This is a genomic window from Pseudomonas bananamidigenes (genome assembly GCF_001679645.1).
Taxonomy (GTDB): domain Bacteria; phylum Pseudomonadota; class Gammaproteobacteria; order Pseudomonadales; family Pseudomonadaceae; genus Aquipseudomonas; species Aquipseudomonas bananamidigenes.
The window spans coordinates 62,895-89,121 of record NZ_LRUN01000022.1 but is presented as its reverse complement, the minus strand read 5'-3'; the positions used below and the strand labels follow the sequence as shown (position 1 = coordinate 89,121).

The following is a 26,227-nucleotide window of genomic DNA, read 5'->3' as shown; positions in this document are numbered from 1 at the left end:
AACCAATTACGAATACCTGGCATGGTTTATAGGGCATCAACCCCTATCAGAATAGGGGTTGATGCTCACAGGTTAAAAGGCGCCTGTCCTCTTCAAGTTCAGATATCGGGTCAGGAGATTTGCCTCCAGCTCATGTGCATACAGATCCAGCACGGACACTCCACCAACTTTTACCTTGTCATGAAACTCTATGCGGGCATTGAGATAGTCCACTGTCGTGCAATAGCTCAGTGCTTGTTCAATGGTTTGAATCGGTGATAGCCGAACGTCTTCGATTGCTTTTTCCCGAAGGCAAACCACCAAAACTCGGTGCCGATGGTTCAAATGCCGGACGGCGATCAATAACTCCTCATCATCGTCATCCTGAACATTAGTCACTATCACCACCAACGCCCGCCGCTTCTGCCTCGCCAGCACCTGATTCACCGCCGCCGGATAATCCGCTGGCCGTTGCGTGCTTTCCAGATCGTAAACGCCGTTGAGCAACACCTTGAGTTGCCCGGCACCCTTGGCCGGTGCAATAAACCGCGGCTGGTCACTGGCGAAGGTGGACAACCCCACCGCATCCCCCTGCCGCAGCGCGACATGACTCAACAGCAGGCACGCATTCAATGCATGATCGAAGTGGGACAGCTCACCATCCTGACTGCGCATGCTCCGCCCGCAATCGAGCATGAAAATGATCTGCTGATCCCGTTCGTCTTCGTATTCCCGGGCAATCGGTGTGCGATGGCGGGCGGTGGCTTTCCAGTCGATCTGGCGCAGGCTGTCGCCTTCGCGAAATTCCCGCAGTTGGTGAAACTCCATCCCTTGGCCACGGCGTTGGCGCTGGCGTACGCCGAGCTGGCTGAGCCAGTTGTCCACCGCCAGCAGCTGGCCGCCGTAGAGACGGGCGAAGTCGGGATAGACGCGGGTGTGGTCGGTGAGGTTCAGCAGGCGTTTGCCGGACCACAGGCCCAAGGGGCTGGGCAGGTTGAGTTCGCAAGTATCGAAGGTGAAGTGGCCGCGTTTGAGCGGGCGCAGTCGATAGCCGATCTGGCTGCGTTGTCCGGGTTGCAGCTCGATGTCGAGCGGCAGGTTTTCGAAGCTCAGGCCGTCGGGGACGTGGTCGAAGATCTGCATGGCCAGTGGCTGGTCGAAGTCGTGTTCGACTTCCAGCCGGATTTCGCTCCAGCGACCGAGGGCCAGGCTGCCGGGCATTTGCCGATGTACGCGTGGCGAAGGCAGGCGCTTGAGGCGCAGCGCGTCCAGCAGGCTCAGTGCAAACAGCGCCAGCAGCAAGCCCCAGTTGATCGACAGCAGGCTCGACGGCACCTCGACATCCAGCGCCTGCAAGGTGCCCAGCACAATGCCGATGGCCAGCAGGATCGCCAGCCAGATCAACAACAGGCGCGAGGGTTTCACAGGCGCGGCGCCGGGATCTGGTCAAGCAGTTGCTGAAGGACTTGATCGACTTGCAGCCCTTCGATATCCAGCTCCGGTGCGAGGCGCACCCGGTGACGCAGCACCGCCAGTGCGCAACCTTTTATGTCGTCGGGAATCACAAATTCGCCACCGCGCAACAGTGCCCGGGCGCGGGCGCAACGGACCAGTGCAATGGAGGCGCGCGGACCCGCACCGAGGGTCAGCCCTGGCCAGCTGCGAGTGCTGCGGGCCAGGCGCACGGCGTAATCGAGTACCTGATCGTCCAGCGGCAGATCACTGGCGATGCGTTGCAGAGCCTGCACGTCCCTGGCCTGCAACACGGTGCGCAGCGGTTGCACGTCGAGCATGTCGGCGCGGGTCGAGCGACTGACCTGGCGCACCATGTCCAGCTCCTGCTCGGCGTCGGGGTAATCCATGCGCACCTTGAGCATGAAGCGGTCGAGTTCGGCCTCGGGCAACGGGTAAGTGCCTTCCTGTTCGATCGGGTTCTGCGTGGCGAGCACCATGAATGGCTGAGCGATCGGCAGGGCGCGGCCTTCGAGGGTGACCTGACGTTCCTGCATTGCTTCGAGCAGCGCGGCTTGCGTCTTGGCCGGGGCGCGGTTGATTTCGTCTGCCAGCAGCAGGTTGGTAAATAGTGGGCCTTTGCGCAGTTTGAACTGCTCGGTCTGCAGGTCGTAGACCGCATGGCCGGTGACGTCGCTTGGCATGAGGTCCGGGGTGAACTGGATGCGGGCGAACTCGCCGCCGAAACACTTCGCCAAAGCGCGTACCAACAAGGTTTTGCCCAGGCCGGGAACGCCTTCGAGCAGCACGTGGCCGCCGGCGATCAGCGCGGTCAGTACGTCGTCGATCACCGGGTTCTGGCCGATCAGCGCCTTTTGCAATTCACCGCGTACCGCTTGGGCCAACTGACTGGCGCGGTGGCGTTGCTGGGCCACGTGGCCGGGCGAGCCGGGTTCGATGTGTTCGGTCATAGCGAGTTCCTCAGGGCTTGCAGGTGGGCGACCTGACGGCAGAATTCGGCGCTGGACATCCGCCGCTTCGGTACCGGGCTCAGGGCCTGGCTGATGGCGCGGGTTGGCTGGCGGGACAGGCGCGACAGGGCCAGCCATTGTTCGGCGACGTTCAATTGGTCAAAACCGGGGTGACGGTGACGGGCACGGCGCATCACGTCTTGCTGCAAGGCTTGCAGCAAGGTCTGTTGACCGTTGTGGCGCAGAATGAAATCGGCACTGGCGCGCAGGTGTTCCATCAGTTGCCGACGACCGCTCGGGACAGGAGCCTGCACCGGGCCGTGGCGCACACCGACATGCCAGAGCCACAGACCAATCAGTGCCAGCAGGGCGACGATGGCTTGTGGAAAATACCGCCAGAGCAGGGTCGGCACACCGTCGTGTTCGGTGTTGTAGAGCAGCGTCACGGCGGTGTCGGCGCTCAGGTACCAAAGCAGCCAGGCATTGTCGTGCTCTGCAATGGCCGGGGTTTTCCACAGGTCGGCATCCGTGACCACGGTGATCGTGCCGTTTCCGTAAGCCAGTTGCATCATGTGGGTGGCTTTGGCGCTGTTGGCCCAGGCCTGGGCGAGGTTTTTCGGGTCTTCGAGGTGGAACGCGGTGTCGAATCCGGCGTAGGCAGGGGCGTCTTCGTCTTCCAGATAAAGCCTGGTCAGATTCGGGTAAGGATCTTCGGCGACATCCGGCGGCGGGTCTTTCAGATCCTTGCTGAGGGATTGATGCAGTTGCACACGATCGAGCAGCAGGTCATTGCTCTGGCCGGTCTTCTCATCCCACAGCGACTCGGCGACGAACACCAGCCGTCCGCCCGCCCGGGCCCAGTTCAGAACCTGATCGACCTGACGCGGAGTCATGTTCGAGCGGTCGTTGAACAGCAACAGGGTGTGCTGGCGCGGATCGATTTCGGGCAACACGGCGAGGCTCTCGGCGTGGTCGACGGTTATCCCGTGACCGCGCAGAAACATCTCCGCCGCCAGATACGGGTTGGCTTGCGCGGCGGGGGAAGGGCCGTGATCGACCACGGCCTGGTAAGGCGTGGCCTTGAGGTACAGATAAACGCCCAGCGCGCCCAACAGAGCGAGGATCAACGCGCCGGCCAGCCAGAGTGCGCGCCGGTTCAACGGGCAGCTCCATGGCCGAACAGTGACCGCCAGCCATCGCACAGTTCCTGTTGCAGATGCGCCGCCGGCACGCGGTGCCCGTAGGCCATGTTCTGCCAGTGGCCGGTGAGATGACGGCTGTAAGCGAGCAGATCCGGACGTTGCAAATGTTCGATCCGGGCCAGCACTTCGCTTTCGGTGTCGGCCGGTTTCAGGGTCAGGTTGAAGTCGTGCAGCAGATGACTGAGCAGCGCCCGGTACAGCAGGCCGAGCGCCGCACGGGGTTGGGTCTGCCAGAGTTGTTCGGCACGGGCGGCGATGTCGTCGGGCAGGGTTTCCTTGCTCAGGTCGAGACCGAAGGCTTGCTGTGGCACTGGCCGTTTTGTCCGCACCGGCAGTGATGGACGACGACTGACGAACGTTTGCAGAAGCTCGCGATAGCGCCAAATCAGCCAGCCGACTGCGCCGATCACCACGACCCACAGCAACACTTCAATGGCCTTGGCCAGCCCGTTGAGGTGTTGACCATTGAGCCAGCCCAGCAGGGTTTTCAGCCATTGTGGCGCTTTGCTGTCCTTGGTCTTTTCGACGGTGGCAGGATCTTCGCCGAAGCGATAACGGGTAACGGTTTCCTTGTTCTTGAACGGCGGGTGTTCCAGCAAGGCCTTGATGCTATCGTGGGATGCCTGACTGTTCAGTGGCTGATTCAAAAGCCGGGGCGCATCCGGAGCGGTGGCGGGGTCGGCGGCCCATGCCGAAAGCACTCCCGGCAGCAACAGACAAACCACCAGCAGCAAGCCGAGTGCGCTGCTGTTCAGGCGCTGACGCAAGCGGCGGAACACCAGTTCGATGTCCCATGCTTCCAATACCGTGCGCCGGTTCAGATAAAGGCTGAAACCGCACGCGACGTAGATCGGTTCCCAGATCACCAGTATCAGTGCATAGAAAGCGTTGGTCAGGTGCTCGAGCCAGCGCCATTGGTGGTCGACGGCGAAGATCAGGCTTTGCCAGTCCCAATCGGTTTCGACCTGTTGCGGCAAAAGCAGGTAGAACAACACCATCAGGCCGATCCATAGCGCCGTTTCCAGATGCACGCCGATGATCGTCAGCCACTGCGCCGCGCCGGCATTGCGTTGCAGCAACACCCGAAGACGCTGCTGGCGGGCAAGGCCACCCAGGCCTTCGAGCTGCACCACCGGCATCAGGAAGCTGCGACTGAAGCTCAGACGTCGCCAGGTCAGGCTGGCCAGCAGTTGCGGTTTGAGCAGGCGCGGCCATTGGCGCAATGCTTCTTTAAGGGTGGGCGTTTCGCCGAACAGGGCTTTGGACAGGATGTACAGCGGCAAACGTTCGTAAGCAGGTTTCAGCCACCAGAAAATGAACACGGCGAGCGACGGTGAATCCCACAACAGCAGGCTGAGCCCCCCAAACAGCGGAAGGGTGACGATGGCCCAGCTGGTCATCAGCAGGCGCCGGTGTTGCTGGCTCATGCGCACGCCCAGGTCCATGGCTTCCCAGGTGGTACGCGGGCGGATCACCACGGTGGCCTCACTCAGGCGCATGGCGGGTCCTTCCGGCGAACAGCAGATAGGTCGCCACGCAGAGCCAGAGCCCGGCGCCGACCAGGTATTTGGTCTGCGGTGTAATCCCGGTGCGTGATGACCAGTAAGCCTCGATAAACGCGGCGATCAGCAGGAACAGCATCACCCCGCAGATCAGCAGTACGCTCTGGCGCGCCGCACGCTTCAGAGCCTCACCCCGTGTCAGGCGTCCCGGTGCGATCAACGCCCAGCCCAGTTTCAGCCCGGCAGCGCCCGCCAGGGTTATGGCAGTGAGTTCGAACGCACCGTGCCCGATCACGAACGACCAGAAGGTCTGGCCGAAGCCGATTTCACTCAGATGCCCGGCCACGCTGCCGATGATCAGGCCGTTGTAGAACAGGAAAAACCCGCTGCCCACTCCCAGCAGCAAACCGCTGGCGAAGGTCTGAAAGGCAATGCCGATGTTGTGCATGATGTAGTAGCCGAACATCACCCAGTTTTCGCTGGCGGCGCGTTCGGCGGTGCGCCCGAGATGGCCGGCGACCGGATCGTACATGCCCTGCATCTCGCGTACCTGCTCGGCGGGAAGCAGGTTGTAGATCAGTTCGGGATTCAGATACACCAGTACGCCGAATCCGATCAGGCTGCCGAAGAACAGCAGCCCGGCGGCCAGCACGAAGCGCCATTCGGCCCGTACCAGCCGTGGAAATCCGGCCATGATGAAGCCCATCAGATTGGCGCCGAGCCGGCTGCGATGTCGGTAAAGCTGTTGATGGCCGCGCAGCACCTGCTGTTGCAGCGAGTCGATGAGAAAACTGCTGTAGCCACGCTCCTGTGCCAGCGCCAGATGTTGACAGAGTCGGCGGTAGGCCTTGGGAAATTCAGCCACCTGCGAAGTGTCCTTGCCGCGCTCCAGACGTTCGAGGGCGAGGGTGAAGCGCTCCCATTCGGCCTTGTGGCGGCTTTCGAAAAGACTTTGCTTCATGTCGGCCCCAGCAGGCCACGGGCGATGCCATTGAGTTCGCCGACGGCTTTCGGTGCGCTGATGTGCAGTGGCTGGGCCAGCAGCGCCGCGAGTTCATTGACCCGCGCGGTCGACAGTTCACCCTGACGCTCGGCAAAGGCGAGCAGGGCGCGTTGTTCGATCAGGGTAAGCGGGACCGGGGAGCGACGAGGCTCGGCATCAGGCAATGACGGACGCTTGAGCGGACGCTCGCTGTAGACCACCAGCGTACCGGCCGCGATGTCACCGAGGCGTTTGAACGCAGGATGTTGCAGGCAACTGAGGGCGCCGAGGAAATAGCCGAACGGCATCAGATCGACGAAACGCAGCAGATTGCGCAGCAGCGAGGCCGACCAGCCGACCGGCGTGCCGTCGTCGTGCACCACCCGCAAACCCATCCATTGCTTGCCCGGCGAGCGCCCCTGGCGCAGCACTTCGAACAACACCATGTACCACCAGCTCACCGCGAACAGCAGCAGCGAGCCCAGGCCAATGCCCAGTTGGCCGAGAAGGGCCAGCAGCATGAACAGCAGCCCCAGGATCAGTCCGCGGAATACCAGATCGATGGTGAACGCCACGGCGCGCACCATCAGGCCGGCGGGACGCAGCGGCAGGTCGATGCCTTCCGGCGTTTCGACCTGATGCCGTGTGTCCAGCGGCGGTGTCAGCGTTGCTTTCCCTGGCGGTGCTGTGGTCTCGAGCATGGGCTACCTGATGTTGCCGGATCGGGATGCGAGTGAATCCGATGCTAGCAGCCTCACGGGGGGAAACGACATAACTATGTATCGCCCTTCGCTCAGGCAAATGTGCCTGAATGATGCCGTGCTGGCCGCGACGACGGTCGAACGCCTAGACTTTGCCGATCTTCAGTTCAGGAACCGCCCGTGACTTCCATCTTCTGGTACGACTACGAAACCACCGGCATCAATCCCCGATGTGACCGCCCGTTACAGGTGGCGGGTATCCGCACCGACCACGATCTCAACGAAATCGACGAACCGGTCAATCTTTACTGCCAGCCCAGCGAAGATATCCTGCCGCACCCGGCGGCGTGCGCAATCACCGGCATCACCCCGAGCCGTCTTGCCGAACAGGGTTTGAGCGAGGCCGACTTCATGACCCGGGTCCACGCCCAACTCGCCGCGCCCGGCACTTGTGGTGCTGGCTACAACACCTTGCGCTTCGACGACGAGATGACCCGCTACAGCCTGTACCGGAATTTTTTCGATCCCTACGCCCGTGAATGGCAGGGCGGCAACAGTCGCTGGGACCTGATCGATGTGGTGCGTGCCGCCTGTGCGTTGCGTCCCGACGGACTGGTCTGGCCCACCGATGACGAAGGCAGGGTCACGCTCAAGCTCGAACGCCTGACCGCCGCCAATGGCATCGATCACGGCAACGCCCACGAAGCCTTGTCGGACGTGCGCGCCACCATCGCCCTGGCCCGATTGATCCGCGAGAAGCAGCCCCGTTTGTACGACTGGCTGTTTCAGCTGCGCAGCAAACAGAAGGTCCTGGACCAGATTCGTCTGTTGCAACCGATGGTGCACATTTCCGGACGGTTCTCGGCGGCGCGCAGTTTTGTCGGTGTGGTGCTGCCGCTGGCCTGGCACCCGCGCAACAGGAACGCGCTGATTGTCTGTGATCTGCATCTGGACCCGCAGGGCCTGCTCGACCTGGATGCGCAGACCTTGCGTCAGCGGCTGTATACCCGTCGCGACGAGCTGGCCGAGGGTGAACTGCCGGTGCCGCTCAAGCTGATTCACATCAACAAGTGCCCGGTGGTCGCGCCGCTGTCGGTGTTGCGTGTCGAAGATCAGCAGCGTCTGGGGCTGGACATGGCGCTTTATCAGGCCCGAGCATTGCGACTAAGTGACGCACAGCAAGTTTGGAAAGATAAGATCCCGGCGATTTATGCCAGCGAAGATTTCACCCCGAGTGAAGATCCCGAACAACAGTTGTACGACGGATTTATCGGTGATCGTGACCGGCGATTATGTGAGCAAGTGAGGACGGCAGATCCTGTGCAATTGGCACGAGAACATTGGCTGTTCGATGACGAACGTTTGCCTGAATTGTTGTTTCGATATCGAGCGCGTAACTTTCCGGATACGTTGAATTTCGAAGAGCAAGAACGCTGGAAAGTCTTTTGCCGGCAACGCTTGTCCGACCCTGAATGGGGCGCCCCTAATACCCTGGATTCTTTTGCAGAGGCGGTGGAGCAATGGTTGCTAAATGCGACACCGACGCAGAGTGAGGTGCTTGTTGAATGGCAGAACTATGTCCAGGCATTACGCAAACGTTTGAATCTTTGAAATCGAACATGTCTGCCACATGAATGACAGGCATAAAAAAACGCCAGCGAATGCTGGCGTTTCCTGTTGTCGCAGGTGCTCTGCGACGGGAGCTGCGGCTTAGCCCAGCAGGGTAGCCCAGCCTTCAACCACGTCAGCGCCCCACTTGGCTTTCCACTCTTTCAGAGTCTTGTGGTTGCCGCCTTTGGTTTCGATGACTTCGCCGTTGTGCGGGTTTTTGTATTGTTTAACTTTGCGTGCACGCTTGGTGCCGGTAGTTTTTACCGCAGCGCCACGTGGGGCTTTGGTTTTGGAATCCGGATCCAGCAGCGCGATGATGTCGCGCAGGGACTTGGAATATTCACCCATCAGGGTGCGCAGTTTGCCTTCGAATTCCAGCTCAGCTTGCAGTTTGTCGTCTTGCGACAGGTTCTTCAAACGGGCTTGCAGCTCTTTGATTGCTTCTTCTGTGGCGCGATATTCGTTGATCAAGGACATGATTACTACCTTATGTAGGAGTGCACGATGGCAGGGGACAGTGCGGCAATAATAGTCAGGCTGTTTCATCAAGTAAACATTTAGCCAGGCTTTTTATTTGAATTAGTTACGTCGAAAAGCGCTGATTTGAATGTTCAGTTAAATAATGTGATGCAGTCTTCACGAATATTCACAGTCGCCTGTTCGTACATGACGTTTGTCGCGCCATGATCCTGACGTGTGGCTGTGTCAAAAAAGCTGAAGCGAGTCCCGGCGGGGGCTGGAGCTCATGAATACTGCAGTTTTGTGGCGCAGTCGCTAGAATGGCCGCCTTTGCGAAGTTCTGGAGTTTCCCCCTCATGCGCACTTTTCGGCTGGTGATTTCTTGCCCGGACCGCGTTGGCATCGTTGCCAAAGTCAGTAATTTTCTGGCAGCCCACAATGGCTGGATCACCGAAGCGAGCCACCACTCGGACAATCAGGTCGGCTGGTTCTTCATGCGTCACGAAATCCGTGCCGACTCACTGCCTTTCGGTATCGAAGTATTGCGCGAGAAGTTTGCGCCGATCGCCGAAGAGTTCTCGATGGACTGGCGCATCACCGACACCGAGCAGAAAAAACGTGTGGTGCTGATGGCCAGCCGCGAATCCCACTGCCTGGCCGATTTGTTGCACCGCTGGCACAGCGATGAGCTGGATTGCGAGATCTCCTGTGTGATTTCCAACCACGATGACCTGCGCAGCATGGTCGAGTGGCACGGCATTCCTTATTACCACGTCCCGGTCAATCCGCAGGACAAGCAACCGGCTTTTGATGAAGTGTCGCGTCTGGTCAAGCAGCACGATGCCGACGTGGTGGTGCTGGCGCGCTACATGCAGATCCTGCCGCCGGACATGTGCCGCGAATATGCGCACAAGGTCATCAACATTCACCACAGCTTCCTGCCGTCGTTCGTCGGCGCCAAGCCGTATCATCAGGCGTCGCTGCGCGGCGTGAAGCTGATCGGCGCGACCTGCCACTACGTGACCGAAGAGCTGGACGCCGGTCCGATCATCGAGCAGGACGTGGTGCGTGTCAGCCACAGCGACAGCATCGAAGACATGGTGCGTTTCGGCCGTGACGTCGAGAAAATGGTGCTGGCCCGTGGTCTGCGCTATCACCTGGAAGACCGCGTGCTGGTGCACGGCAACAAGACCGTGGTGTTCTGATCGCAGCTTTGCGGTTGAAAAAACAGGGGCCTGGGCGTTCAATCGCTCCAGGCCCTTTTTTTGTCTCAGCCCCGGAGAAAACGTCGATGAGCGATCCACTGGACAAAGCCACTTCCAAAGCGCCCGCCACTTTGGGTGAGGGCTGCCTGAGCCGCTATGACCCGGATGACATGACGCCCGAGGACGGCACGGAGTTTCCCGGCGCTGCCGAGTTGTGGGAGCAGCTTCAGGAAGAACAGGACGACGTCAGGAAGCCTCTCTGACGCTCAGCAGCTTTTTGAGCAGCGGTCGGCCCAGCATCAACACAAACACCGGGCCACCGACCAGCAGATAGAAATAATAGGTCACCACGCGCCAGATCAGGATCGCCGCGGCGGCGGTGGATTTGCCGACCATCGGAGTCAGCAATGCCGCCGAGGTCAACTCTGCTGCACCGGCGCCACCCGGCAGCAGGCTGAACTGGCCGGCTCCCAGCGAAAGCATCTGGATCAGAAAGGTCCAGGCCCACTGCAAGTCCGCCCCCAAACCGCGCAACGCCAGATACAGCACGCTGTAACGCAGCAGCCAATGCACGCACGCCAGGGCAAAAACCTTGATCAGGGTCGGCCATGGCAATTTCAGGGCGTCGGTGAAGGCCGCGAGAAAATGCAGCAGCTTGCGTGCCCAGCGTCGCCGCGTGCCCGGCTGAACGTTCAGGCGAGCCAGCAGGCGGCCACTCCAGCGAATCAGCAGGCGGTGATAGCGCGCTACCAACACACAACTGAACAGTCCGCCGAACAACGACACGGCGCTGACCGTCAGCAGCCATTCCATACGGTCGCTCAGATGCTGAAACAAGGCGTAAATCAGAATCCCGCTCAGGGCACAGAGGAAAAACAGCAGATCGCTCAACTGGTCCATGGCGAATACCGCGCTGCCCCTGGCCGGGCGTACACCGTTGCGGGCCAGCAGCGCCATGATGGTCAGTGGCCCGCCACTGCCGCCGGGCGTGGCGCACCAGGCGAATTCGGCGGCCATCACCACGCCCAGGCTTTTCAGCGGCGTGACCCGGTTCCGCTGGTCGCCGAGCAACAGCCGCAGGCGCAAGGTGTTGATGCCCCAGCACAGCAGGACCATGGCGAACATGAGCAACAGCCAGTGCAGCGGAAAGGCTTGCAGGCGTCCCCAGGTTTCGCCGCCGCCCAGCAGAACCGGAATCAGCACTGCGGCCAGCAGGCCGATCAATAACAGCATGCCGCGATTCATGCGGGGTATTCCGGTTGCGTGCCTTGTCGCTGCAGCCAGTCGATCTTGGTCATTGGTTGTCGTCCGTCCGCCAGCAGGCGTTCAAGGGTTTGCCACCAGTAATCCCGGGAAAAACGGTGGCGCATGTCCACCGGATGCAAGCCTAGTCGAATCACCGGTGCCCGGCGCCAGCGTTGTGCACGCTGTTCGCTGACCAGTTTCGACAGGCCGCGACGCCAGGGACTGCGTGCGCTCCAGACCAGCCCCGGAGCCTTGACCGGGATGAAGTCCGGCAAGTGATAAAGGTGCTGTGCATCGCTGGTGTAGCGCAACGGCAATTCACCCAGTGCCTGACGAGTGCCTGGGCTCATCAGCCAGGCCGGGGCGACAAAACCGTGCAGTGGCCAGTCGTGGCGCCGGAACAGCTCGATGCCCGGATGAAGGCGGGACAGCGCGGCTTCCCGGGACAGCTGAAAAAATTCGCCTTCATGGGTGTAGACCCGACGCATGAACCAGTCTCGCGGGGTTCGCGGACCGGGCTCGATGTCTTCATGGAAACAGCCGTGCAGGGCCAGTTCGTCACCGCGGGCCACACGTTCGTCAAGCATCCGGTAAAACCGGGGATGGGCATCCACGGCAGCCTGTCGATGGAAGTCCGGTACCACCAGCCACGTCATCGGGATGTTGCCCAGCCCGTCAACGGCTTCGACGAAGGCGTGATAGTCGGCCCATGTTGAAGGCGCCACGTCGTGCAGCACCAGCAACACGGCAGGCCGCTCGAGGCGCTCAGCCATTGGCCACCTGCGCAGCCGAATCACCGAGCACGGCGTGATAGTGGCCCAGCAGGCTGTCGACCACTCTGTCCCAGGCGTAATGCCGTTCGACATGCCGGCGCGCCTGTCGACCCAGGCGTGCGGGATCTCTGCTGAACAGCTCGCGTACGGCATTGGCCATGGCCTGTGGATTGTTCGGTGCACAGAGCAGACCGCAGGCGTCGTTGACGATTTCCTCGAAGGCTCCGGCCGCCACTGCGACCACCGGTGTGCCGCAGGCCATCGCCTCCAGAATCACCAGGCCGAAGGTTTCCTGATCGCCGGCATGCACCAGGGCGTCGGCACTGGCCAGCAAGCGTGCGACTTGCGCTGCCGGGCAGAAATCATCGATCACACTGACGTTGTCGGGAACCGTCGCTGGCATTGCCGAGCCGACCAGCAGCAAGTGATAGCGCGGGCCGAGGCGCTGCATGCATTTGAGCAGCACCGGCAGGTTTTTCTCTTTGGAGCCGCGTCCGGCGAAAATCAGCAGGCGGGCGTCTTCGGCAATGCCCAGTTCTGCCTTCAACCCAGGGTCACGAGCCTCGGGATGAAAGGTTTGCAAATCCACCCCCAGAGGCTGGACGAAAACATTGCTCACGCCCAGACCGCGCAGCTTGTCGGCCATCACCCGGCTTGGCGCCAGCACCCGGTCAAAGTTGCCGTATAACCGGCTGACATACGCCTCGACATTCGGTGTGACCCAGTGGCCCACGCGGTTGCTCGCCAGCAGCGGCAAATCGGAGTGGTAAAAGCCGATCACCGGTACGTCCAGTTGCCGGCGTGCATCCAGCGCCGCCCAAGCCGTGAGATAGGGATCACCGACTTCGATCAGATCCGGTTGCAAGTCGTGCAGGACGTTGCGCCACGGCGCCAGTCGCAGCGGAAAACGGTAGCCCTTGCCAAAGGGCAGGGCCGGGGCGGGAACCTTGTAAACGCCGTCCTGCTCGCCGTAACGCGCGCCAGGGATCAGCAGGCTGTGGTGAATGCCGGGTTTGAGCCCCAGACGACGGTGCTTGGCATCCAGATAGGTGCGTACGCCGCCGCTGGCCGGGGCGTAAAACATGGTGATGTCGGCGATGTGCACGTGGAACGGCCCTCCGCTCGTTGATCTCCCTCGGTTGACCCTTATCGGGAAGGGATGTTCGGTCGGGATCGAGCAGGGGGCGAAAAGCGCCTGACCCTCTCCGGGGAGGAGAGGGCAGGTTATCGGACTTAAATGCGGAAGCTGCCGACCAGTTGCTTCAGGCGCGAAGCCTGCTGCTCCAGATCCGAACAGGCACGCAAGGTCGCCTGCAGGTTCTCGACGCCTTCCTGGTTCAGCGTGTTGATCTCGGTGATATCGACGTTGATCGACTCGACCACGGCGGTCTGTTCCTCGGTCGCGGTGGCCACCGACTGGTTCATGCCGTCGATTTCGCCGATGCGCTGGGTCACGCTGTTCAGGCGCTCGCCGGCGAGATTGGCGATTTCCACGCTGTCCTGGCTGTGGCGCTGGCTGTCGCTCATGGTGCTGACGGATTCCCGAGCGCCGACCTGCAGCTCCTCGATCATGGTCTGCACCTGTTGCGCCGATTCCTGAGTGCGGTGCGCGAGGTTGCGCACTTCGTCCGCCACCACCGCAAAACCGCGACCGGCCTCACCGGCCCGCGCTGCTTCGATGGCGGCGTTGAGCGCCAGCAGGTTGGTCTGCTGGGAAATGCTGGTGATCACCTCCAGGATCTGGCCGATGTTCACGGTCTTGCTGTTCAGCGATTCGATGTTGCTGCTGGAGGCGCTGAGCATGCTCGACAGTTGGTTCATGGCCTTGATGCTGCGATCCACCACTTGCTGGCCGTCTTCGGCCAGGCCACGGGCGTCGCTCGCCTGAGTCGAGGCTTGGGCTGCGTTGCGGGCGATTTCCTGGGCCGCGGCGCCGAGCTGATTGATCGCCGCCGCCACGCTGTTGGTGCGCGAAGCTTGCTGGTCGGAGTTGTACATCGACGAGTTGGACGCCGCGACGACCCGCAGCGCGACTTCGTTGACTTGTCCGGTGGCCGACGACACTTCGCGGATCGAACCGTGAATTCGCTCGACGAAACGGTTGAATGCCGTGCCGAGCACGCCGAATTCATCGTGGTTCTGGATGGTCAGACGCTTGGTCAGGTCGCCTTCGCCGTCGGCAATGTCTTCCATGGCGCGGGTCATGACATGCAGCGGCTGGATCAGGATACGGATCAGCATGCCGAGCAGGGCGATGATGATCGCCACCGCAATCACGGTCGCGATAACGGCCGAGGTACGGAACTGGCTGAGCATCGAGAAGGCTTTGTCCTTGTCCACCGACAGGCCGATGTACCAGTTCACCGACGGCAGGCCCTTGATCGGGGCAAACGTGACGATGCGGGTCTTGCCGTCGACAGTGACTTCACTGAAATCGCTGCTGATGCGCGGCGTGTCCTGCGGGTAGGCTTCCTTGAGCGACTTCATCACCAGCGCCTTGTCCGGGTGCACCAGGATCTTGCCGTCGGCGCTGACCAGGAACGCGTAGCCCATACCGGAGAAATCCCGGGCGCTGAGGGTGTCGATCAGGGTTTGCAGGCTCAGGTCGCCGCCCACCACACCGACGCTCTGGCCGGCTTTTTTCGCGGCGGTGGCGATGGAAATGATGGTCTGGCCGGTGGCCGCGTCGATGTAGGGTTCGGTCAGGGTCGAGGTGCTGCTGCTTTCGGCACCTTTGTACCAGGGGCGAACCCGTGGATCGAAACCGTCCGGCATCTTCGCATCCGGACGAATGGTGAAGTGCCCGGTGGCGTCGCCGAGGTAGGACGCCATGAATGTCGAGGTCAGGGCTTTTTGTTCCAGCAGGCTGGCGACGGCGGCCGGCTCGGGATTGATGGTGATGTTCTGTGCCGCGTTCTCGATCAGCAGGATGCGCCCGCTGAGCCAGGTCTGGATGTTGTCGGCAGTGACCTCGCCCATTTCGTTGAGGTAGTTGTTCAGGTCATCGCGAATCGCATTGCGCTGCAGCCAGTCGTTGTACAGCGTGAACGAGGCGAAGGCGGCAATGACGATGAGGGCGGCGGCAAGCAGGATTTTATGGCTGAAGCGTAGATTTTTGTTCATGGCTTGGGGTTCCGCTAAGGTCTTAATGTCCAGCGCGTGCTTTTATAAGAGCGCGCAAAATGGGCAGGGGTGAAAGCTCACTGATATTTCCGTCTCTCCTTAGGGAAATCTCAGACCGGATTTTTGATCGGGTCTCTCATTTCTCTCTATCGGCCATGCTCGACAAAGATTAACTATTGGGTGACCAAATGCCTGACTCTTCGCAACTCGTTATCGGTGCCGATCTTTCCGGGCAACCGATCGCCCAGGCGATGCGCCTGGCCAACCGTCACGGATTGGTGGCCGGCGCGACCGGCACCGGCAAGACCGTTACCCTGCAAAGGCTGGCCGAAGCCTTCAGCGATGCCGGCGTCGCGGTGTTCGCCGCCGACATCAAGGGTGATCTGTGCGGCCTCGGCGCTGCCGGCAACCCTCAGGGCAAGGTCGCCGAGCGCATCGCCGGCATGCCGTGGCTCAATTACCAGTCCAGGGCTTATCCCGTTACCTTGTGGGACATTCACGGTGAGTCCGGTCATCCGCTGCGCACCACGCTGAGCGAAATGGGGCCGTTGCTGATCGGCGCGTTGCTGGAGCTGACCGACAGCCAGCAGTCGGCGCTGTACGCGGCGTTCAAGGTCGCGGACCGCGAAGGCTTGTTGCTGCTGGATCTGAAAGACCTGAAAGCGCTGCTCAACCACCTCAAGGACAACCCGCAACTGCTCGGCGAAGACGCGGCGTTGTTCACTACCGGCTCCAGTCAGGCGTTGTTGCGGCGCCTGGCAGTCCTCGAACAGCAGGGGGCCGAAGCCTTGTTTGGCGAGCCGGCGCTGCAACTGGAAGACATCCTGCAACCGACTGCCGACGGTCGTGGGCGGATTCATTTGCTTGATGCCAGTCGTCTGGTGCACGAAGCGCCAAAAGTCTACGCAACGTTCCTGCTGTGGCTGCTCGCCGAGCTGTTCGAGCAACTGCCGGAGCGGGGCGATGCCGACAAACCGCTGCTGGCGCTGTTTTTCGACGAAGCGCACTTGTTGTTCGGTGATACGCCCAAGGCCTTGCAGGAGCGTCTGGAGCAAGTGGTGCGGTTGATCCGTTCCAAAGGTGTCGGAGTGTATTTTGTCACTCAGTCGCCGGGCGATCTGCCTGATAGCGTACTGGCGCAGTTGGGCTTGCGGGTGCAGCACGGACTGCGGGCGTTCACCGCCAAGGAGCAGAAATCCTTGCGGGCGGTGGCGGACGGGTTCCGGCCGAATCCGGCGTTCGATACGTTATCGGTGTTGACCGAACTCGGGATCGGCGAGGCGCTGGTCGGCACCTTGCAGGAAAAGGGCACGCCGGAGATGGTCCAGCGCGTGCTGGTGGCACCGCCGCAATCGCGGATCGGGCCTTTGATCGAGACCGAACGCACGGTGCTGATTGCCGGATCGCCGTTCAAGGGGCGATATGACAAGCCGATCGACCGTGAGTCGGCGTATGAAATCCTGACGGGACGCAAGAACCTGGGGCCTGAAACCGAGGCGATTCCTGGCAAACCGGCGCCAGAGGAGCCGAGTCTGGCGGACAAGGCCGGGGAGTTCCTCGGCACCGCCGCAGGGCAGGCGCTGAAATCGGCGATGCGTCAGGCGGCGAACCAGTTGGGCCGGCAGTTGGTGCGCGGGTTGATGGGATCGTTGCTCGGTGGCAGCAAACGCCGCTGATCGGGAACGTCAGGGTTTGGTCCTGGCGTGCGCCGCGAGGCGCTCCAGGGCCGCCCGCAGGTTCGGATCGCTGATCCCTTCGGCGGTCGACTGAATGGTCGCGGCGGCATCCGTCGACAGGTCCAGCATGTGTCCGGCCGGCTCGGGCCGGGAGACGGGAGGGCGCACCGAGAACTTGATCCGCGTCAGGCTGGTGAACTCGTCGAACATCTGCAATTGCCGCAGCAGGCGTTTCTGCTGGTAGCGCAGGCGCGTCGCCCAGTGGCCGTCGGTGACCACCAGCGACAGTTCGCCTTCGCGCCACCTGGCCACATGGCAGTGTTCGCGGGCGGCGGGCTGCAACTGACTTTCGAGCAGGCGTTGCAGGTGGGCCAGGCGCTGGGCCTGGCCGAGGATGGCTTTCAACGGCCTGGCTTCGCGTAACAGAACGGCGGGCGCCTTGGCCGTGAGTGGGCGAAATGCCATGATCCAACACCTTATCTGACTGAGGCGCCATGGTAGCAGACGGCTCCCATTTCAATCGCCCATTGCTTTTGTCCCTGCTTTGCCCATTAAATCAACGATTAACTTCTGTCGCCAAAGGCTTGAAGTTGAGCAAAACGTCCCTATTTTAAGTGAGCCCCGTCAAAGCGCAGTGCCAGCATCGTGGAATATCCCCACTTTCCTCACTTCCGTTTCCGGGTAGAATGCTCGTTCGCATGCGGCCATGAGGGCTGCACGGGCGACGCTCACGGGGCCGCCCTCCATCCCTTTAGTGTGGAAGATCCTGCCGATATGTTTGCGCCTTTGTTAAAGAAACTTTTTGGAAGCAAGAACGAGCGTGAAGTCAAACGCATGCTCAAGACGGTGCAGCTCGTCAATGCCTTCGAAGAGAAGATGGTCGCCCTCTCGGACGATCAACTGCGCGCCAAGACCGCAGAGTTCAAGGACCGCATCGCCAAGGGGGAGACCCTCGACAAGCTGTTGCCCGAAGCCTTCGCGGTCGCCCGCGAAGCCGGCAAGCGCGTCATGGGCATGCGCCATTTCGACGTCCAGCTGATCGGCGGCATGACCCTGCATGAAGGCAAGATCGCCGAAATGCGCACCGGTGAAGGCAAGACGCTGGTGGGGACCCTGGGGGTTTACCTCAACGCGCTGTCCGGCAAGGGCGTGCACGTTGTGACCGTGAACGACTACCTGGCCCGCCGAGACGCCAACTGGATGCGTCCGCTGTACGAATTCCTCGGCCTGAGCGTCGGCATCGTGACGCCGTTCCAGCCACCGGAGGAGAAGCGCGCCGCCTACGCCGCCGACATCACCTACGGCACCAACAACGAATTCGGGTTCGACTACCTGCGCGACAACATGGCGTTCAGCATGGAAGAGAAATTCCAGCGCGAACTCAACTTTGCCGTGATCGACGAAGTCGACTCCATCCTCATCGACGAAGCGCGTACCCCGCTGATCATTTCCGGTCAGGCCGAGGACAGCTCGAAGCTGTACATCGAGATCAACAAACTGATCCCGAAACTCAAGCAGCACGTTGAAGAAGTCGAAGGCGTAGTCACACAGGAAGGTCATTTCACGGTCGACGAGAAGACCCGTCAGGTCGAACTCAACGAAGCCGGTCACCAGTTCATCGAAGACCAGCTGACCAGCATCGGCCTGCTGGCCGAGGGCGAGAGCCTGTACTCTGCGCACAACCTGAGCCTGCTGACCCACGTCTATGCCGGCCTGCGTGCGCACAAACTGTTCAACCGCAACGTCGAATACATCGTGCAGGACGGCCAGGTCGTTCTGGTCGACGAACACACCGGCCGTACCATGCCGGGTCGTCGTCTGTCCGAAGGCCTGCACCAGGCCATCGAAGCCAAGGAAAACCTGAACATCCAGGCCGAAAGCCAGACCCTGGCTTCGACCACGTTCCAGAACTACTTCCGTCTGTACACCAAGCTGTCCGGCATGACCGGTACGGCCGACACCGAAGCGTTCGAATTCCATCAGATCTATGGTCTGCAGGTCGTCGTCATCCCGACCAACAAGCCGTTGGCCCGCAAGGACTACAACGACCTGGTGTTCCTGACCGCCGAAGAGAAATACGCGGCGATCGTCAATGACATCAAGGAAAGCATGGCCGCCGGCCGTCCGGTGCTGGTGGGCACGGCGACCATCGAAACCTCCGAGCACATGTCCGCCTTGCTCGTGAAGGAAGGTATCGAACACAAGGTCCTGAACGCCAAGTTCCACGAAAAGGAAGCCGAGATCATTGCCCAGGCCGGTCGTCCGGGCGCCCTGACCATCGCCACCAACATGGCCGGTCGTGGTACCGACATCCTGTTGGGCGGCAACTGGGAAGTGGAAGTGGCCTCGCTGGAAAACCCGACCCCTGAGCAGATCGCCCAGATCAAGGCCGACTGGCAGAAACGTCACCAGCAAGTGCTGGAATCCGGCGGCCTGCAGGTGATCGCGTCCGAGCGTCACGAATCCCGTCGTATCGACAACCAGCTGCGTGGCCGTGCCGGTCGTCAGGGCGATGCCGGTTCCAGCCGCTTCTACCTGTCGCTGGAAGACAGCCTGATGCGCATCTTCGCCTCCGACCGGGTGAAGAACTTCATGAAGGCCCTGGGCATGCAGCCTGGCGAAGCGATCGAGCACCGCATGGTGACCAACGCCATCGAAAAGGCCCAGCGCAAGGTTGAAGGCCGCAACTTCGACATTCGTAAACAACTGCTGGAGTTCGACGACGTCAACAACGAGCAGCGTAAAGTGATCTATCACATGCGCAACACGTTGCTGGCCGCCGACAACATTGGCGAAACCATTGCCGACTTCCGCCAGGACGTACTGAACGCCACCGTCAGCGCCCACATTCCGCCGCAATCGCTGCCGGAGCAGTGGGATGTGGCCGGTCTGGAAGCCGCGATTGCCAGCGACTTCGGCGTGAAGCTGCCGATCCAGCAATGGCTCGACGAAGACGATCACCTGTACGAGGAAACCCTGCGCGAGAAGCTGATGAACGAGCTGGTCGCCGCGTACAACGAGAAAGAAGACCAGGCCGGTGCCGACGCACTGCGCACCTTCGAGAAACAGATCGTGCTGCGCGTGCTGGACGACCTGTGGAAAGACCACCTGTCGACCATGGACCACCTGCGTCACGGCATCCACCTGCGCGGTTATGCGCAGAAGAACCCGAAGCAGGAATACAAGCGCGAGTCCTTCACGCTGTTCTCCGAGCTGCTGGATTCGATCAAGCGCGACTCGATCCGTGTGCTGTCGCACGTTCAGGTGCGCCGCGAAGATCCGGCCGAGGAAGAGGCGCGCCTGCGTCAGGAAGCCGAGGCACTGGCCGCTCGCATGCAGTTCGAACACGCCGAAGCCCCGGGTCTGGAGCAGCCGGAAGCACTGGTCGGTGAAGAGGTCGATGTGGCCCTGGCCACCGCACCGGTTCGCAACGAGCAGAAGCTGGGCCGCAACGAACTGTGCTACTGCGGTTCGGGCAAGAAATTCAAGCATTGCCACGGGCAGATCCAGTAAACCCCGTTTCAATCGCTGAAATACCCGCGCCGCGACCGGCATCAGCCGTCGCGGCGTTTTGCCATTTACACCACCGTCACTATGTCTGGCGGTGCTGACATCATTGAGTAAGGAGCGCATTCATGGCTGTTGGTCTTGGTCCTTTGCCAACGTTGCACCCGGTTGCCGGTTTTGAACTCGGTATCGCTTCGGCCGGCATCAAGCGCCCGGGGCGCAAGGATGTCGTCGTGATGCGCTGTGCCGAAGGTTCTACCGTGGCGGGCGTGTTCACGTTGAACGCTTTCTGCGCAGCGCCGGTGATCCTGGCCAAAAAACGTGTGCAGAACGCTGTGCGCTACCTGCTGACCAACACCGGCAACGCCAACGCCGGCACCGGCGAGCCGGGTCTGGCCGCCGCCGAGCGCACCACTGCGAAACTGGCCGAACTGACCGGCGTGGATGCCAGCCAGGTCCTGCCGTACTCCACCGGCGTGATCGGCGAACCACTGCCGGTCGAGAAGATCGAAGGCGCCTTGCAGGCTGCACTGGACGATCTGTCGGAAAACAACTGGGAAGCGGCCGCCACCGGCATCATGACCACCGACACCTTGCCAAAGGGTGCCAGCCGCCAGTTCCAGCATGACGGCGTGACCATCACCGTCACCGGCATCAGCAAGGGCGCGGGGATGATTCGTCCGAACATGGCGACCATGCTCGGCTACATCGCCACCGACGCCAAAGTCTCCCGCGACGTGCTGCACAACCTGATGCTGGATGGCGCCAACAAGTCGTTCAACCGCATCACCATCGACGGCGACACCTCGACCAACGACTGCTGCATGCTGATCGCCACCGGCAAGGCTGCACTGCCGGAAATCACTCGGGCCGAAGGCGAGCTGTTCGCCAAGCTGAAACAGGCGGTGTTCGAGGTGTGCATGGACGTGGCCCAGGCCATCGTGCGTGACGGCGAGGGCGCGACCAAGTTCGTGACCGTTGAAGTCAATGGTGGCGGCAATCACCAGGAATGCCTGGACGTCGGCTACACCGTGGCCCACTCGCCGCTGATCAAGACGGCACTGTTCGCCTCCGACCCGAACTGGGGCCGGATTCTCGCCGCTGTCGGCCGGGCCGGCGTGCCGGATCTGGACGTGAGCAAGATCGACGTGTTCCTCGGCGATGTGTGCATCGCCAGCCGTGGTGCCCGCGCGGCGACCTACACTGAAGCCCAGGGCGCGGCGGTGATGCAGCAGGAAGAAATCACCATCCGTATCGAACTGGGTCGCGGCGATTGCAGCGAAACCATCTGGACCACCGACCTGTCCCACGAATACGTGAAGATCAACGCCGAATACCGCACCTGATCCAACCTGAAACCGAGCCGCCTGCATCGCCAGCAGGCTGGCTCCCACAGGGATTTGTAGGCGATACGGATCCAGTGTGGGAGCGAGCCTGCTCGCGAAGACGGCCAACCAGACACCGTAGATTCTGGCCTGTCCCTCCTGATGAAAGGATCCCAACCATGTCCTTGCACCTGATCATCGGCGACAAACTGCTTTCCTCCTGGTCCCTGCGCGCGGCACTGGCGCTTGAACTGACCGGCGCGCCCTACACCGAAGAACTGGTCAAGCTCGGCAAGCCCGACACCCGCGAGCGACTGCTCAAGCATTCGCCGACCGCCAAGGTGCCGCTGCTGAAAACCGCTCGAGGCACCATCGCCGACTCTCTGGCGATTGCCGAATACCTGGCCGAGCAGTATCCATCCGAACAACTCTGGCCTACCGATATCGCGGCTCGCGCCCAGGCGCGTTCTGCCTGCGCGCAAATGCACAGCGGTTTCTTCGCCATGCGCAATCACATGCCGTTCAACCTGAGCCATGACGCACCGCTCGATCCGGTACCGCCGGAGGTGAAAGTCGATGTCGAGCGCATGCTCGCGCTGTGGGCCGAATGCCGTGCGGCGGCGACCGAAGAGGGGCCGTTCCTGTTTGGTCGCGTGTCGCTGGCCGATGCGTTCTTCGCGCCGATTGCCGTGCGCCTGCGGACCTATCAGGTGAAGCTGCCGGCGGAAGATGAAGCCTATGTTGAAACCGTCTACCAATGGCCAGCCTTCAAGGCCTGGCAAAAGGCCGGACTGGAGGAATTGCAGTCGTGAAACGCGTACACGTCGCCGCCGCCGTCATTCGTGACGACAGCGGCAAAATCCTTATCGCCCGTCGTGCCGATACTCAGCACCAGGGTGGTCTGTGGGAATTCCCTGGTGGCAAGGTCGAGGCCGACGAGTCGGTGCAGACTGCGCTGGCCCGTGAGCTGCAGGAAGAGTTGGGCATAGTCGTCGGCGCCGCCCGCCCGTTGATCAAGGTTCGTCACGATTACCCGGACAAACAGGTGTTGCTGGATGTCTGGGAGGTTTCGAGTTTCACCGGCGAGCCTCACGGCGCCGAAGGCCAACCGCTGGCCTGGGTTTCGGCGAAGGAACTGACGAACTACGAATTTCCGGCAGCCAACCAGCCCATCGTGGCGGCTGCGCGTCTGCCCGCTGAATATCTGATCACACCGGAAGACCTGGAAGCCCCGGCCTTGCTGCGCGGCATTCAGAAGGCGATTGCCGGCGGGATCAAGCTGATCCAGCTGCGTGCGCCCAATGGTTATGACCCGAAGTACCGCGACCTGGCGGTGGACGCGGTCGGTCTGTGTGCCGGCAAGGCGCAGTTGATGATCAAGGGGCCGTTCGAGTGGCTTGGGGATTTTCCGTCCGCCGGTTGGCACATTACCTCGGCGCAGCTGCGCAAATACGCGGCAGCAGGGCGCCCGCTACCGGCGGAGCGCTGGTTGGCAGCATCCTGCCACAATGCTGAAGAACTGGCGCTGGCCGAGCAGATGGGCGTGGATTTCGTCACCCTGTCACCGGTGCAGCCGACCCTGACTCATCCGGACGCACAGCCGCTGGGCTGGGAACAGGCTTCGACATTGATCGAAGGTTTCAGCAAACCGGTATTCCTGCTGGGTGGAGTCGGCCCGGCGGAGCGCGAGAAAGCGTGGAATGCCGGGGCTCAGGGGGTGGCGGGGATTCGCGCGTTCTGGCCGCAAGCTTGATGAAGCATTGATGCAACTGGCCCTTTCGCGAGCAGGCTCGCTCCCACATTTGATTGCATGCCAATTAAAGGAATGCATTTTCTTTGTGAGAGCGAGCAAGCTCGCGAAGGCGTCCTGACAGTCGTTATTGATCTGAAGGCTTGCTCGCCGGCTGCCACAGAATCTCGGCAACACCCTGGCGCCGTGCAATCAGCCTCGCCGCCACAAACAACAGATCCGACAAGCGATTGATATAAGCCAGGCCAACCCCGGCCAGCGGTTCTATGGCGTTCAAATGCTGACAACGCCGTTCGGCGCTGCGCGCCAGGCTGCGGCAGACGTGGGCCTGGGCAATCAGCATCGAACCGCCGGGCAGAATGAAATTCTCCAGCGGCCCCAATTCTTCGTTCCATACATCGATGGCCGCTTCCAGCCTTTGGATTTCTGCTGCGTTCAAGGCCCGGTATTCCGGCATCGCCAGCTCGCCACCGAGATCGAAAAGCCGATGCTGACAAGGCGCCAGAACGTCGATCAATTCGTTGAGCCCGGGGCAGGTCTCGCGTTCGGCGATCAAGCCGGCCAGCAGCACGCCGACCTGACTGTTCAGGGTGTCGACTTCGCCAATGGCTTCGATGCGCGGGTGATCCTTGGGCACGCGACGACCATCGCCGAGGCCGGTCTCGCCTCTGTCGCCGGTGCGGGTGTAGATCTTCGACAAGCGAAAGCCCATGGGTTACCTCGGTAGTTGATTGGTTTGGGCAGCGATGGGCGCCGGTTGCGCGAGCGGCAGGCGCAGGGTGAAACAAGTGCCTTGCCCCGGTGTGGACTGCACTTCCATCTGTCCCTTGTGATTGTTGGTGATGATGAAATACGACACCGACAGCCCGAGCCCGGTGCCCTGGCCGATTTCCTTGGTAGTGAAGAACGGTTCGAACGTGCGTTTGCGCACGTTCTCGCTCATGCCGATGCCGTTGTCCTCGACCTGAATCTCGGCCCAGGGCGGATTGAGCCGGGTACGCAGGATGATCCGCCCCGGTTCGCTGTCGTCTGCGCGCTGGTGGATCGCTTGCGCAGCGTTTTTCAGCAGGTTGAGCAGTACCTGTTCGAGTTCGTTGGCGGTGCCCGGCACCGGCCCGAGTGCCGGATCGAACTGGCGGATGATCGCCTGGCCCTTGAAGTCGAAGCCGATGGCCAGATCGAAGTCGTTGCCGGCGATCTCCACTGCTTGATCGATCAAGGCCGGCAGGTCGCACGGCGCCATCTGTCGCGTGCTGCGACGGCTGAAACTGAGCATGTGGGTGACGATCTTCGCCGCACGGGCGCCGGCCTGCTGGATGCCGTCGAGCAGTTGCGGGACTTCCCGGGCTTGCAGGTAGCGGTTCACGGTCTCCAGCTCGATACCCAGGTGTTCGGCCTGTTCGAGGTTCTTCGGCAGGTCGGGCGACAGCCGCCGGCGAATGTTCTGTACGTTGTGCAGGATCGCGCCCAGCGGATTATTGATTTCGTGGGCCATGCCGGCCGCGAGGCCGCCGACCGAAAGCATTTTTTCCGACTGCACCATCATTTCTTCCAGGGACAGACGCTGGGTGATGTCGTCGATCCGGATCACCACGCCACGCCCGGCACCGCCCATCAGCGGGTAGAAGGTCAGGGCATAGTGCTTGGGTTCGTCGTCCTTGAACCAGGTCACCCGCTCGATCTTCGCCACGGTGTGTTCTTCCACTGTTTGCTTGAGTTGCGGCAGAAACGGCTTGAGCGGTTCGAAGGCAAGGAAGATCGGCTGGTTCAACGCTTCGTCCAGCCGCGTACCGGAGAGGGCGCTGGCCTCCTGGTTCCACTGGGTGACGTAGAGCTGCTCGTCGAGGGCGATCAGCGCCGAAGGCATGGAGTCGATGATGCTGTTGAGGTAGTTCTGAAAGCCCGTGAGCTTTTTCTCGATCTTGCTGCGCACCTGGACTTCCAGTTCCAGTTTGCGATTGGTGTGGCGGGTTTCTTCGGCCAGGCCTTGCGCCTGATCGTAGGCCGCCTGCGAGTCGTCGCGGGCACGCTTGAGCTGCTGTTCCCGGGCTTCGATGCGCGAAAGCATGGTGTTGAAGGCTTCGGCCAGGCTGCCGATTTCGTCGTGGTTGCCACGGGAGGCGCGCAGGGAGTAGTTCTCTTCGCGGGTTACCTGACGGGAGAGTTCTTCGAGTTCATGGATCGGCCGGGTAATCAGGCGTTTGATCTGTCGGGCGATCACCAGCCACAGCAGCACGCTGAAAATCAGGATCCCAAGGCTGGCGGTCAGGGTGCCGGTGTAGAACGCCATCGGCAATTCGCTGCTGGCCACCAGCAACAGATGACCCGGCGCAGTGCCGGGGCGGGGCAGCGTGATCAGTTGATTGCTGCGAAACTCGGTGAGCTGCCAGGCTTCGATGTGCCGGTAGCGTTCCGGCAGGTTGAGCTTGTCGCCGCGCTGCACCTGAGCGATGCGTTCGCCTTTGCCGTCATACAGTGCAGCGGCGCGTAGCGGTGAGTAGCTGTCGAGCTCCTTGAGCAGGCGTTCGGCGCTTTGCGGTGATTGCAGGGCTTCGGCGATCAGGCTCGGGTTCGCGACCAGGCGGCCGATGGTCTGCAGCGCCTGGGGTGCCATGCTTTCCTGGGAAATGTAATAGGCCGCGCTGATGAAGGTCAGGTTGGCGACCAGTAATACGGTGGTCAACAGCACCAGCAGGGCGGCCAGCAGTTTCTGGCCGACCGGCAGGTTTTCGAGGCGCTGGCGCAATGGCATCAGGTTTATCGC

General features: G+C 61.5%; 22 protein-coding genes and 1 pseudogene. 8 read left to right on the top strand and 15 right to left on the bottom strand.

The genetic code is table 11. From position 1 onward, the window contains the following. Positions 1-72 precede the first annotated feature (72 nt). From BBF94_RS08305 to BBF94_RS08280, 6 genes are read right to left on the bottom strand one after another with little or no spacing between them, the layout of a single operon-like run. Entirely contained in the window at positions 73-1,404 is a 1,332-nt protein-coding gene (locus tag BBF94_RS08305) for a DUF58 domain-containing protein (protein ID WP_065258557.1), read from the bottom strand. Then, positions 1,401-2,402: an AAA family ATPase gene (locus tag BBF94_RS08300; RefSeq protein WP_065258556.1), complete on the bottom strand. Its 1,002-nt coding sequence runs from the start codon at positions 2,400-2,402 to the stop codon at positions 1,401-1,403. The genes BBF94_RS08305 and BBF94_RS08300 overlap by 4 nt, the downstream gene beginning before the upstream one ends. Then, positions 2,399-3,562: a DUF4350 domain-containing protein gene (locus tag BBF94_RS08295; RefSeq protein ID WP_065258555.1), complete on the bottom strand. Its 1,164-nt coding sequence runs from the start codon at positions 3,560-3,562 to the stop codon at positions 2,399-2,401. Before BBF94_RS08295 ends, BBF94_RS08300 begins: the two co-directional genes overlap by 4 nt. Further along, positions 3,559-5,103 (bottom strand): DUF4129 domain-containing protein, encoded by a 1,545-nt coding sequence (locus BBF94_RS08290; RefSeq protein ID WP_065258554.1) that lies wholly within the window; start codon positions 5,101-5,103, stop codon positions 3,559-3,561. The genes BBF94_RS08295 and BBF94_RS08290 overlap by 4 nt, the downstream gene beginning before the upstream one ends. Beyond that, a complete protein-coding gene (locus BBF94_RS08285; RefSeq protein WP_065258553.1) occupies positions 5,090-6,067 on the bottom strand; it encodes a stage II sporulation protein M in 978 nt (325 codons plus the stop codon). Before BBF94_RS08285 ends, BBF94_RS08290 begins: the two co-directional genes overlap by 14 nt. Next, positions 6,064-6,789, bottom strand: coding sequence for an RDD family protein (locus tag BBF94_RS08280; protein ID WP_065258552.1), 726 nt, complete (start codon positions 6,787-6,789; stop codon positions 6,064-6,066). The genes BBF94_RS08285 and BBF94_RS08280 overlap by 4 nt, the downstream gene beginning before the upstream one ends. 180 nt (positions 6,790-6,969) lie before the next feature. Here BBF94_RS08280 and sbcB point away from each other — a divergent pair, with 180 nt between their 5' ends. Further along, positions 6,970-8,400 carry an exodeoxyribonuclease I gene (sbcB, locus tag BBF94_RS08270; RefSeq protein ID WP_065258550.1) on the top strand — a complete coding sequence of 477 codons (1,431 nt, stop codon included), beginning with the start codon at positions 6,970-6,972 and terminating at the stop codon, positions 8,398-8,400. Positions 8,401-8,499: 99 nt separating this feature from the next. On the opposite strand, the gene mvaT is transcribed toward sbcB, so the two are convergent. Then, positions 8,500-8,877 (bottom strand): histone-like nucleoid-structuring protein MvaT, encoded by a 378-nt coding sequence (mvaT, locus tag BBF94_RS08265; protein WP_065258549.1) that lies wholly within the window; start codon positions 8,875-8,877, stop codon positions 8,500-8,502. Positions 8,878-9,215: 338 nt separating this feature from the next. On the opposite strand from mvaT, the gene purU reads away from it, so the two are divergent. Both purU and BBF94_RS27950 read left to right on the top strand, forming a co-directional pair. Continuing rightward, positions 9,216-10,064 (top strand): formyltetrahydrofolate deformylase, encoded by an 849-nt coding sequence (gene purU, locus BBF94_RS08260; protein ID WP_065258548.1) that lies wholly within the window; start codon positions 9,216-9,218, stop codon positions 10,062-10,064. Positions 10,065-10,150: 86 nt separating this feature from the next. Next, positions 10,151-10,327, top strand: coding sequence for a hypothetical protein (locus tag BBF94_RS27950; RefSeq protein WP_176704433.1), 177 nt, complete (start codon positions 10,151-10,153; stop codon positions 10,325-10,327). On the opposite strand, the gene BBF94_RS08255 is transcribed toward BBF94_RS27950, so the two are convergent. From BBF94_RS08255 to BBF94_RS28360, 5 genes and pseudogenes are all read right to left on the bottom strand, one after another. Then, a complete protein-coding gene (locus BBF94_RS08255; RefSeq protein WP_065258547.1) occupies positions 10,311-11,309 on the bottom strand; it encodes a lysylphosphatidylglycerol synthase transmembrane domain-containing protein in 999 nt (332 codons plus the stop codon). The two genes, BBF94_RS27950 and BBF94_RS08255, sit on opposite strands and share 17 nt — an antisense overlap. Further along, positions 11,306-12,082, bottom strand: coding sequence for a DUF2334 domain-containing protein (locus BBF94_RS08250; protein WP_065258546.1), 777 nt, complete (start codon positions 12,080-12,082; stop codon positions 11,306-11,308). Before BBF94_RS08250 ends, BBF94_RS08255 begins: the two co-directional genes overlap by 4 nt. Continuing rightward, positions 12,075-13,187: a glycosyltransferase family 4 protein gene (locus tag BBF94_RS08245; protein WP_065258545.1), complete on the bottom strand. Its 1,113-nt coding sequence runs from the start codon at positions 13,185-13,187 to the stop codon at positions 12,075-12,077. The genes BBF94_RS08250 and BBF94_RS08245 overlap by 8 nt, the downstream gene beginning before the upstream one ends. Before the next feature lie 128 nt (positions 13,188-13,315). Continuing rightward, positions 13,316-14,080: a methyl-accepting chemotaxis protein gene (locus BBF94_RS28365; protein WP_371320922.1), complete on the bottom strand. Its 765-nt coding sequence runs from the start codon at positions 14,078-14,080 to the stop codon at positions 13,316-13,318. A gap of 93 nt (positions 14,081-14,173) precedes the next feature. Continuing rightward, a pseudogene (locus tag BBF94_RS28360) lies at positions 14,174-15,205 on the bottom strand (HAMP domain-containing protein); the annotation flags it as partial. A gap of 188 nt (positions 15,206-15,393) precedes the next feature. Between BBF94_RS28360 and BBF94_RS08235 the strand changes: the two are divergent. Then, positions 15,394-16,881, top strand: a complete 1,488-nt coding sequence (locus BBF94_RS08235; protein WP_065258709.1) for a helicase HerA-like domain-containing protein — start codon at positions 15,394-15,396, stop codon at positions 16,879-16,881. A gap of 9 nt (positions 16,882-16,890) precedes the next feature. Here the strand turns inward: BBF94_RS08235 and BBF94_RS08230 are convergent, their stop codons facing one another. Then, positions 16,891-17,346, bottom strand: a complete 456-nt coding sequence (locus BBF94_RS08230; protein ID WP_065258543.1) for a DUF721 domain-containing protein — start codon at positions 17,344-17,346, stop codon at positions 16,891-16,893. 309 nt (positions 17,347-17,655) lie between these two features. Between BBF94_RS08230 and secA the strand changes: the two genes are divergently transcribed. The 4 genes from secA to BBF94_RS08210 all read left to right on the top strand — a co-directional run bounded on the left by secA (position 17,656) and on the right by BBF94_RS08210 (position 23,466). Next, positions 17,656-20,394, top strand: a complete 2,739-nt coding sequence (gene secA / locus BBF94_RS08225; protein WP_065258542.1) for a preprotein translocase subunit SecA — start codon at positions 17,656-17,658, stop codon at positions 20,392-20,394. Positions 20,395-20,516: 122 nt separating this feature from the next. Beyond that, complete coding sequence (argJ, locus tag BBF94_RS08220; RefSeq protein ID WP_065258541.1) at positions 20,517-21,734, top strand: bifunctional glutamate N-acetyltransferase/amino-acid acetyltransferase ArgJ; 1,218 nt, start codon at positions 20,517-20,519, stop codon at positions 21,732-21,734. A gap of 158 nt (positions 21,735-21,892) precedes the next feature. Next, positions 21,893-22,525, top strand: a complete 633-nt coding sequence (locus tag BBF94_RS08215) for a glutathione S-transferase family protein (protein WP_065258540.1) — start codon at positions 21,893-21,895, stop codon at positions 22,523-22,525. Next, positions 22,522-23,466 carry a Nudix family hydrolase gene (locus tag BBF94_RS08210; RefSeq protein WP_065258539.1) on the top strand — a complete coding sequence of 315 codons (945 nt, stop codon included), beginning with the start codon at positions 22,522-22,524 and terminating at the stop codon, positions 23,464-23,466. Before BBF94_RS08215 ends, BBF94_RS08210 begins: the two co-directional genes overlap by 4 nt. A 124-nt stretch (positions 23,467-23,590) precedes the next feature. Here BBF94_RS08210 and BBF94_RS08205 read toward each other — a convergent pair whose 3' ends face one another. Next, positions 23,591-24,175: a cob(I)yrinic acid a,c-diamide adenosyltransferase gene (locus BBF94_RS08205; protein ID WP_065258538.1), complete on the bottom strand. Its 585-nt coding sequence runs from the start codon at positions 24,173-24,175 to the stop codon at positions 23,591-23,593. Between the two features lie 3 nt (positions 24,176-24,178). Continuing rightward, the gene (locus BBF94_RS08200; protein WP_065258537.1) at positions 24,179-26,215 is read right to left on the bottom strand and encodes a sensor histidine kinase; all 2,037 of its coding nucleotides are present in this window, start codon (positions 26,213-26,215) and stop codon (positions 24,179-24,181) included. Between the last annotated feature and the right edge of the window lie 12 nt (positions 26,216-26,227).

Bases quoted from the DNA above. Each gene is read 5' to 3' on its own strand.
- BBF94_RS08300 (WP_065258556.1), bottom strand. From the start codon at position 2,402: ATGACCGAACACATCGAACCCGGCTCGCCCGGCCACGTGGCCCAGCAA.
- BBF94_RS08290 (WP_065258554.1), bottom strand. From the start codon at position 5,103: ATGCGCCTGAGTGAGGCCACCGTGGTGATCCGCCCGCGTACCACCTGG.
- BBF94_RS08285 (WP_065258553.1), bottom strand. From the start codon at position 6,067: ATGAAGCAAAGTCTTTTCGAAAGCCGCCACAAGGCCGAATGGGAGCGC.
- BBF94_RS08280 (WP_065258552.1), bottom strand. From the start codon at position 6,789: ATGCTCGAGACCACAGCACCGCCAGGGAAAGCAACGCTGACACCGCCG.
- mvaT (WP_065258549.1), bottom strand. From the start codon at position 8,877: ATGTCCTTGATCAACGAATATCGCGCCACAGAAGAAGCAATCAAAGAG.
- purU (WP_065258548.1), top strand. From the start codon at position 9,216: ATGCGCACTTTTCGGCTGGTGATTTCTTGCCCGGACCGCGTTGGCATC.
- BBF94_RS27950 (WP_176704433.1), top strand. From the start codon at position 10,151: ATGAGCGATCCACTGGACAAAGCCACTTCCAAAGCGCCCGCCACTTTG.
- BBF94_RS08255 (WP_065258547.1), bottom strand. From the start codon at position 11,309: ATGAATCGCGGCATGCTGTTATTGATCGGCCTGCTGGCCGCAGTGCTG.
- BBF94_RS08250 (WP_065258546.1), bottom strand. From the start codon at position 12,082: ATGGCTGAGCGCCTCGAGCGGCCTGCCGTGTTGCTGGTGCTGCACGAC.
- BBF94_RS28365 (WP_371320922.1), bottom strand. From the start codon at position 14,080: ATGTACAACTCCGACCAGCAAGCTTCGCGCACCAACAGCGTGGCGGCG.
- BBF94_RS08235 (WP_065258709.1), top strand. From the start codon at position 15,394: ATGCCTGACTCTTCGCAACTCGTTATCGGTGCCGATCTTTCCGGGCAA.
- BBF94_RS08230 (WP_065258543.1), bottom strand. From the start codon at position 17,346: ATGGCATTTCGCCCACTCACGGCCAAGGCGCCCGCCGTTCTGTTACGC.
- secA (WP_065258542.1), top strand. From the start codon at position 17,656: ATGTTTGCGCCTTTGTTAAAGAAACTTTTTGGAAGCAAGAACGAGCGT.
- argJ (WP_065258541.1), top strand. From the start codon at position 20,517: ATGGCTGTTGGTCTTGGTCCTTTGCCAACGTTGCACCCGGTTGCCGGT.
- BBF94_RS08215 (WP_065258540.1), top strand. From the start codon at position 21,893: ATGTCCTTGCACCTGATCATCGGCGACAAACTGCTTTCCTCCTGGTCC.
- BBF94_RS08205 (WP_065258538.1), bottom strand. From the start codon at position 24,175: ATGGGCTTTCGCTTGTCGAAGATCTACACCCGCACCGGCGACAGAGGC.
- BBF94_RS08200 (WP_065258537.1), bottom strand. From the start codon at position 26,215: ATGCCATTGCGCCAGCGCCTCGAAAACCTGCCGGTCGGCCAGAAACTG.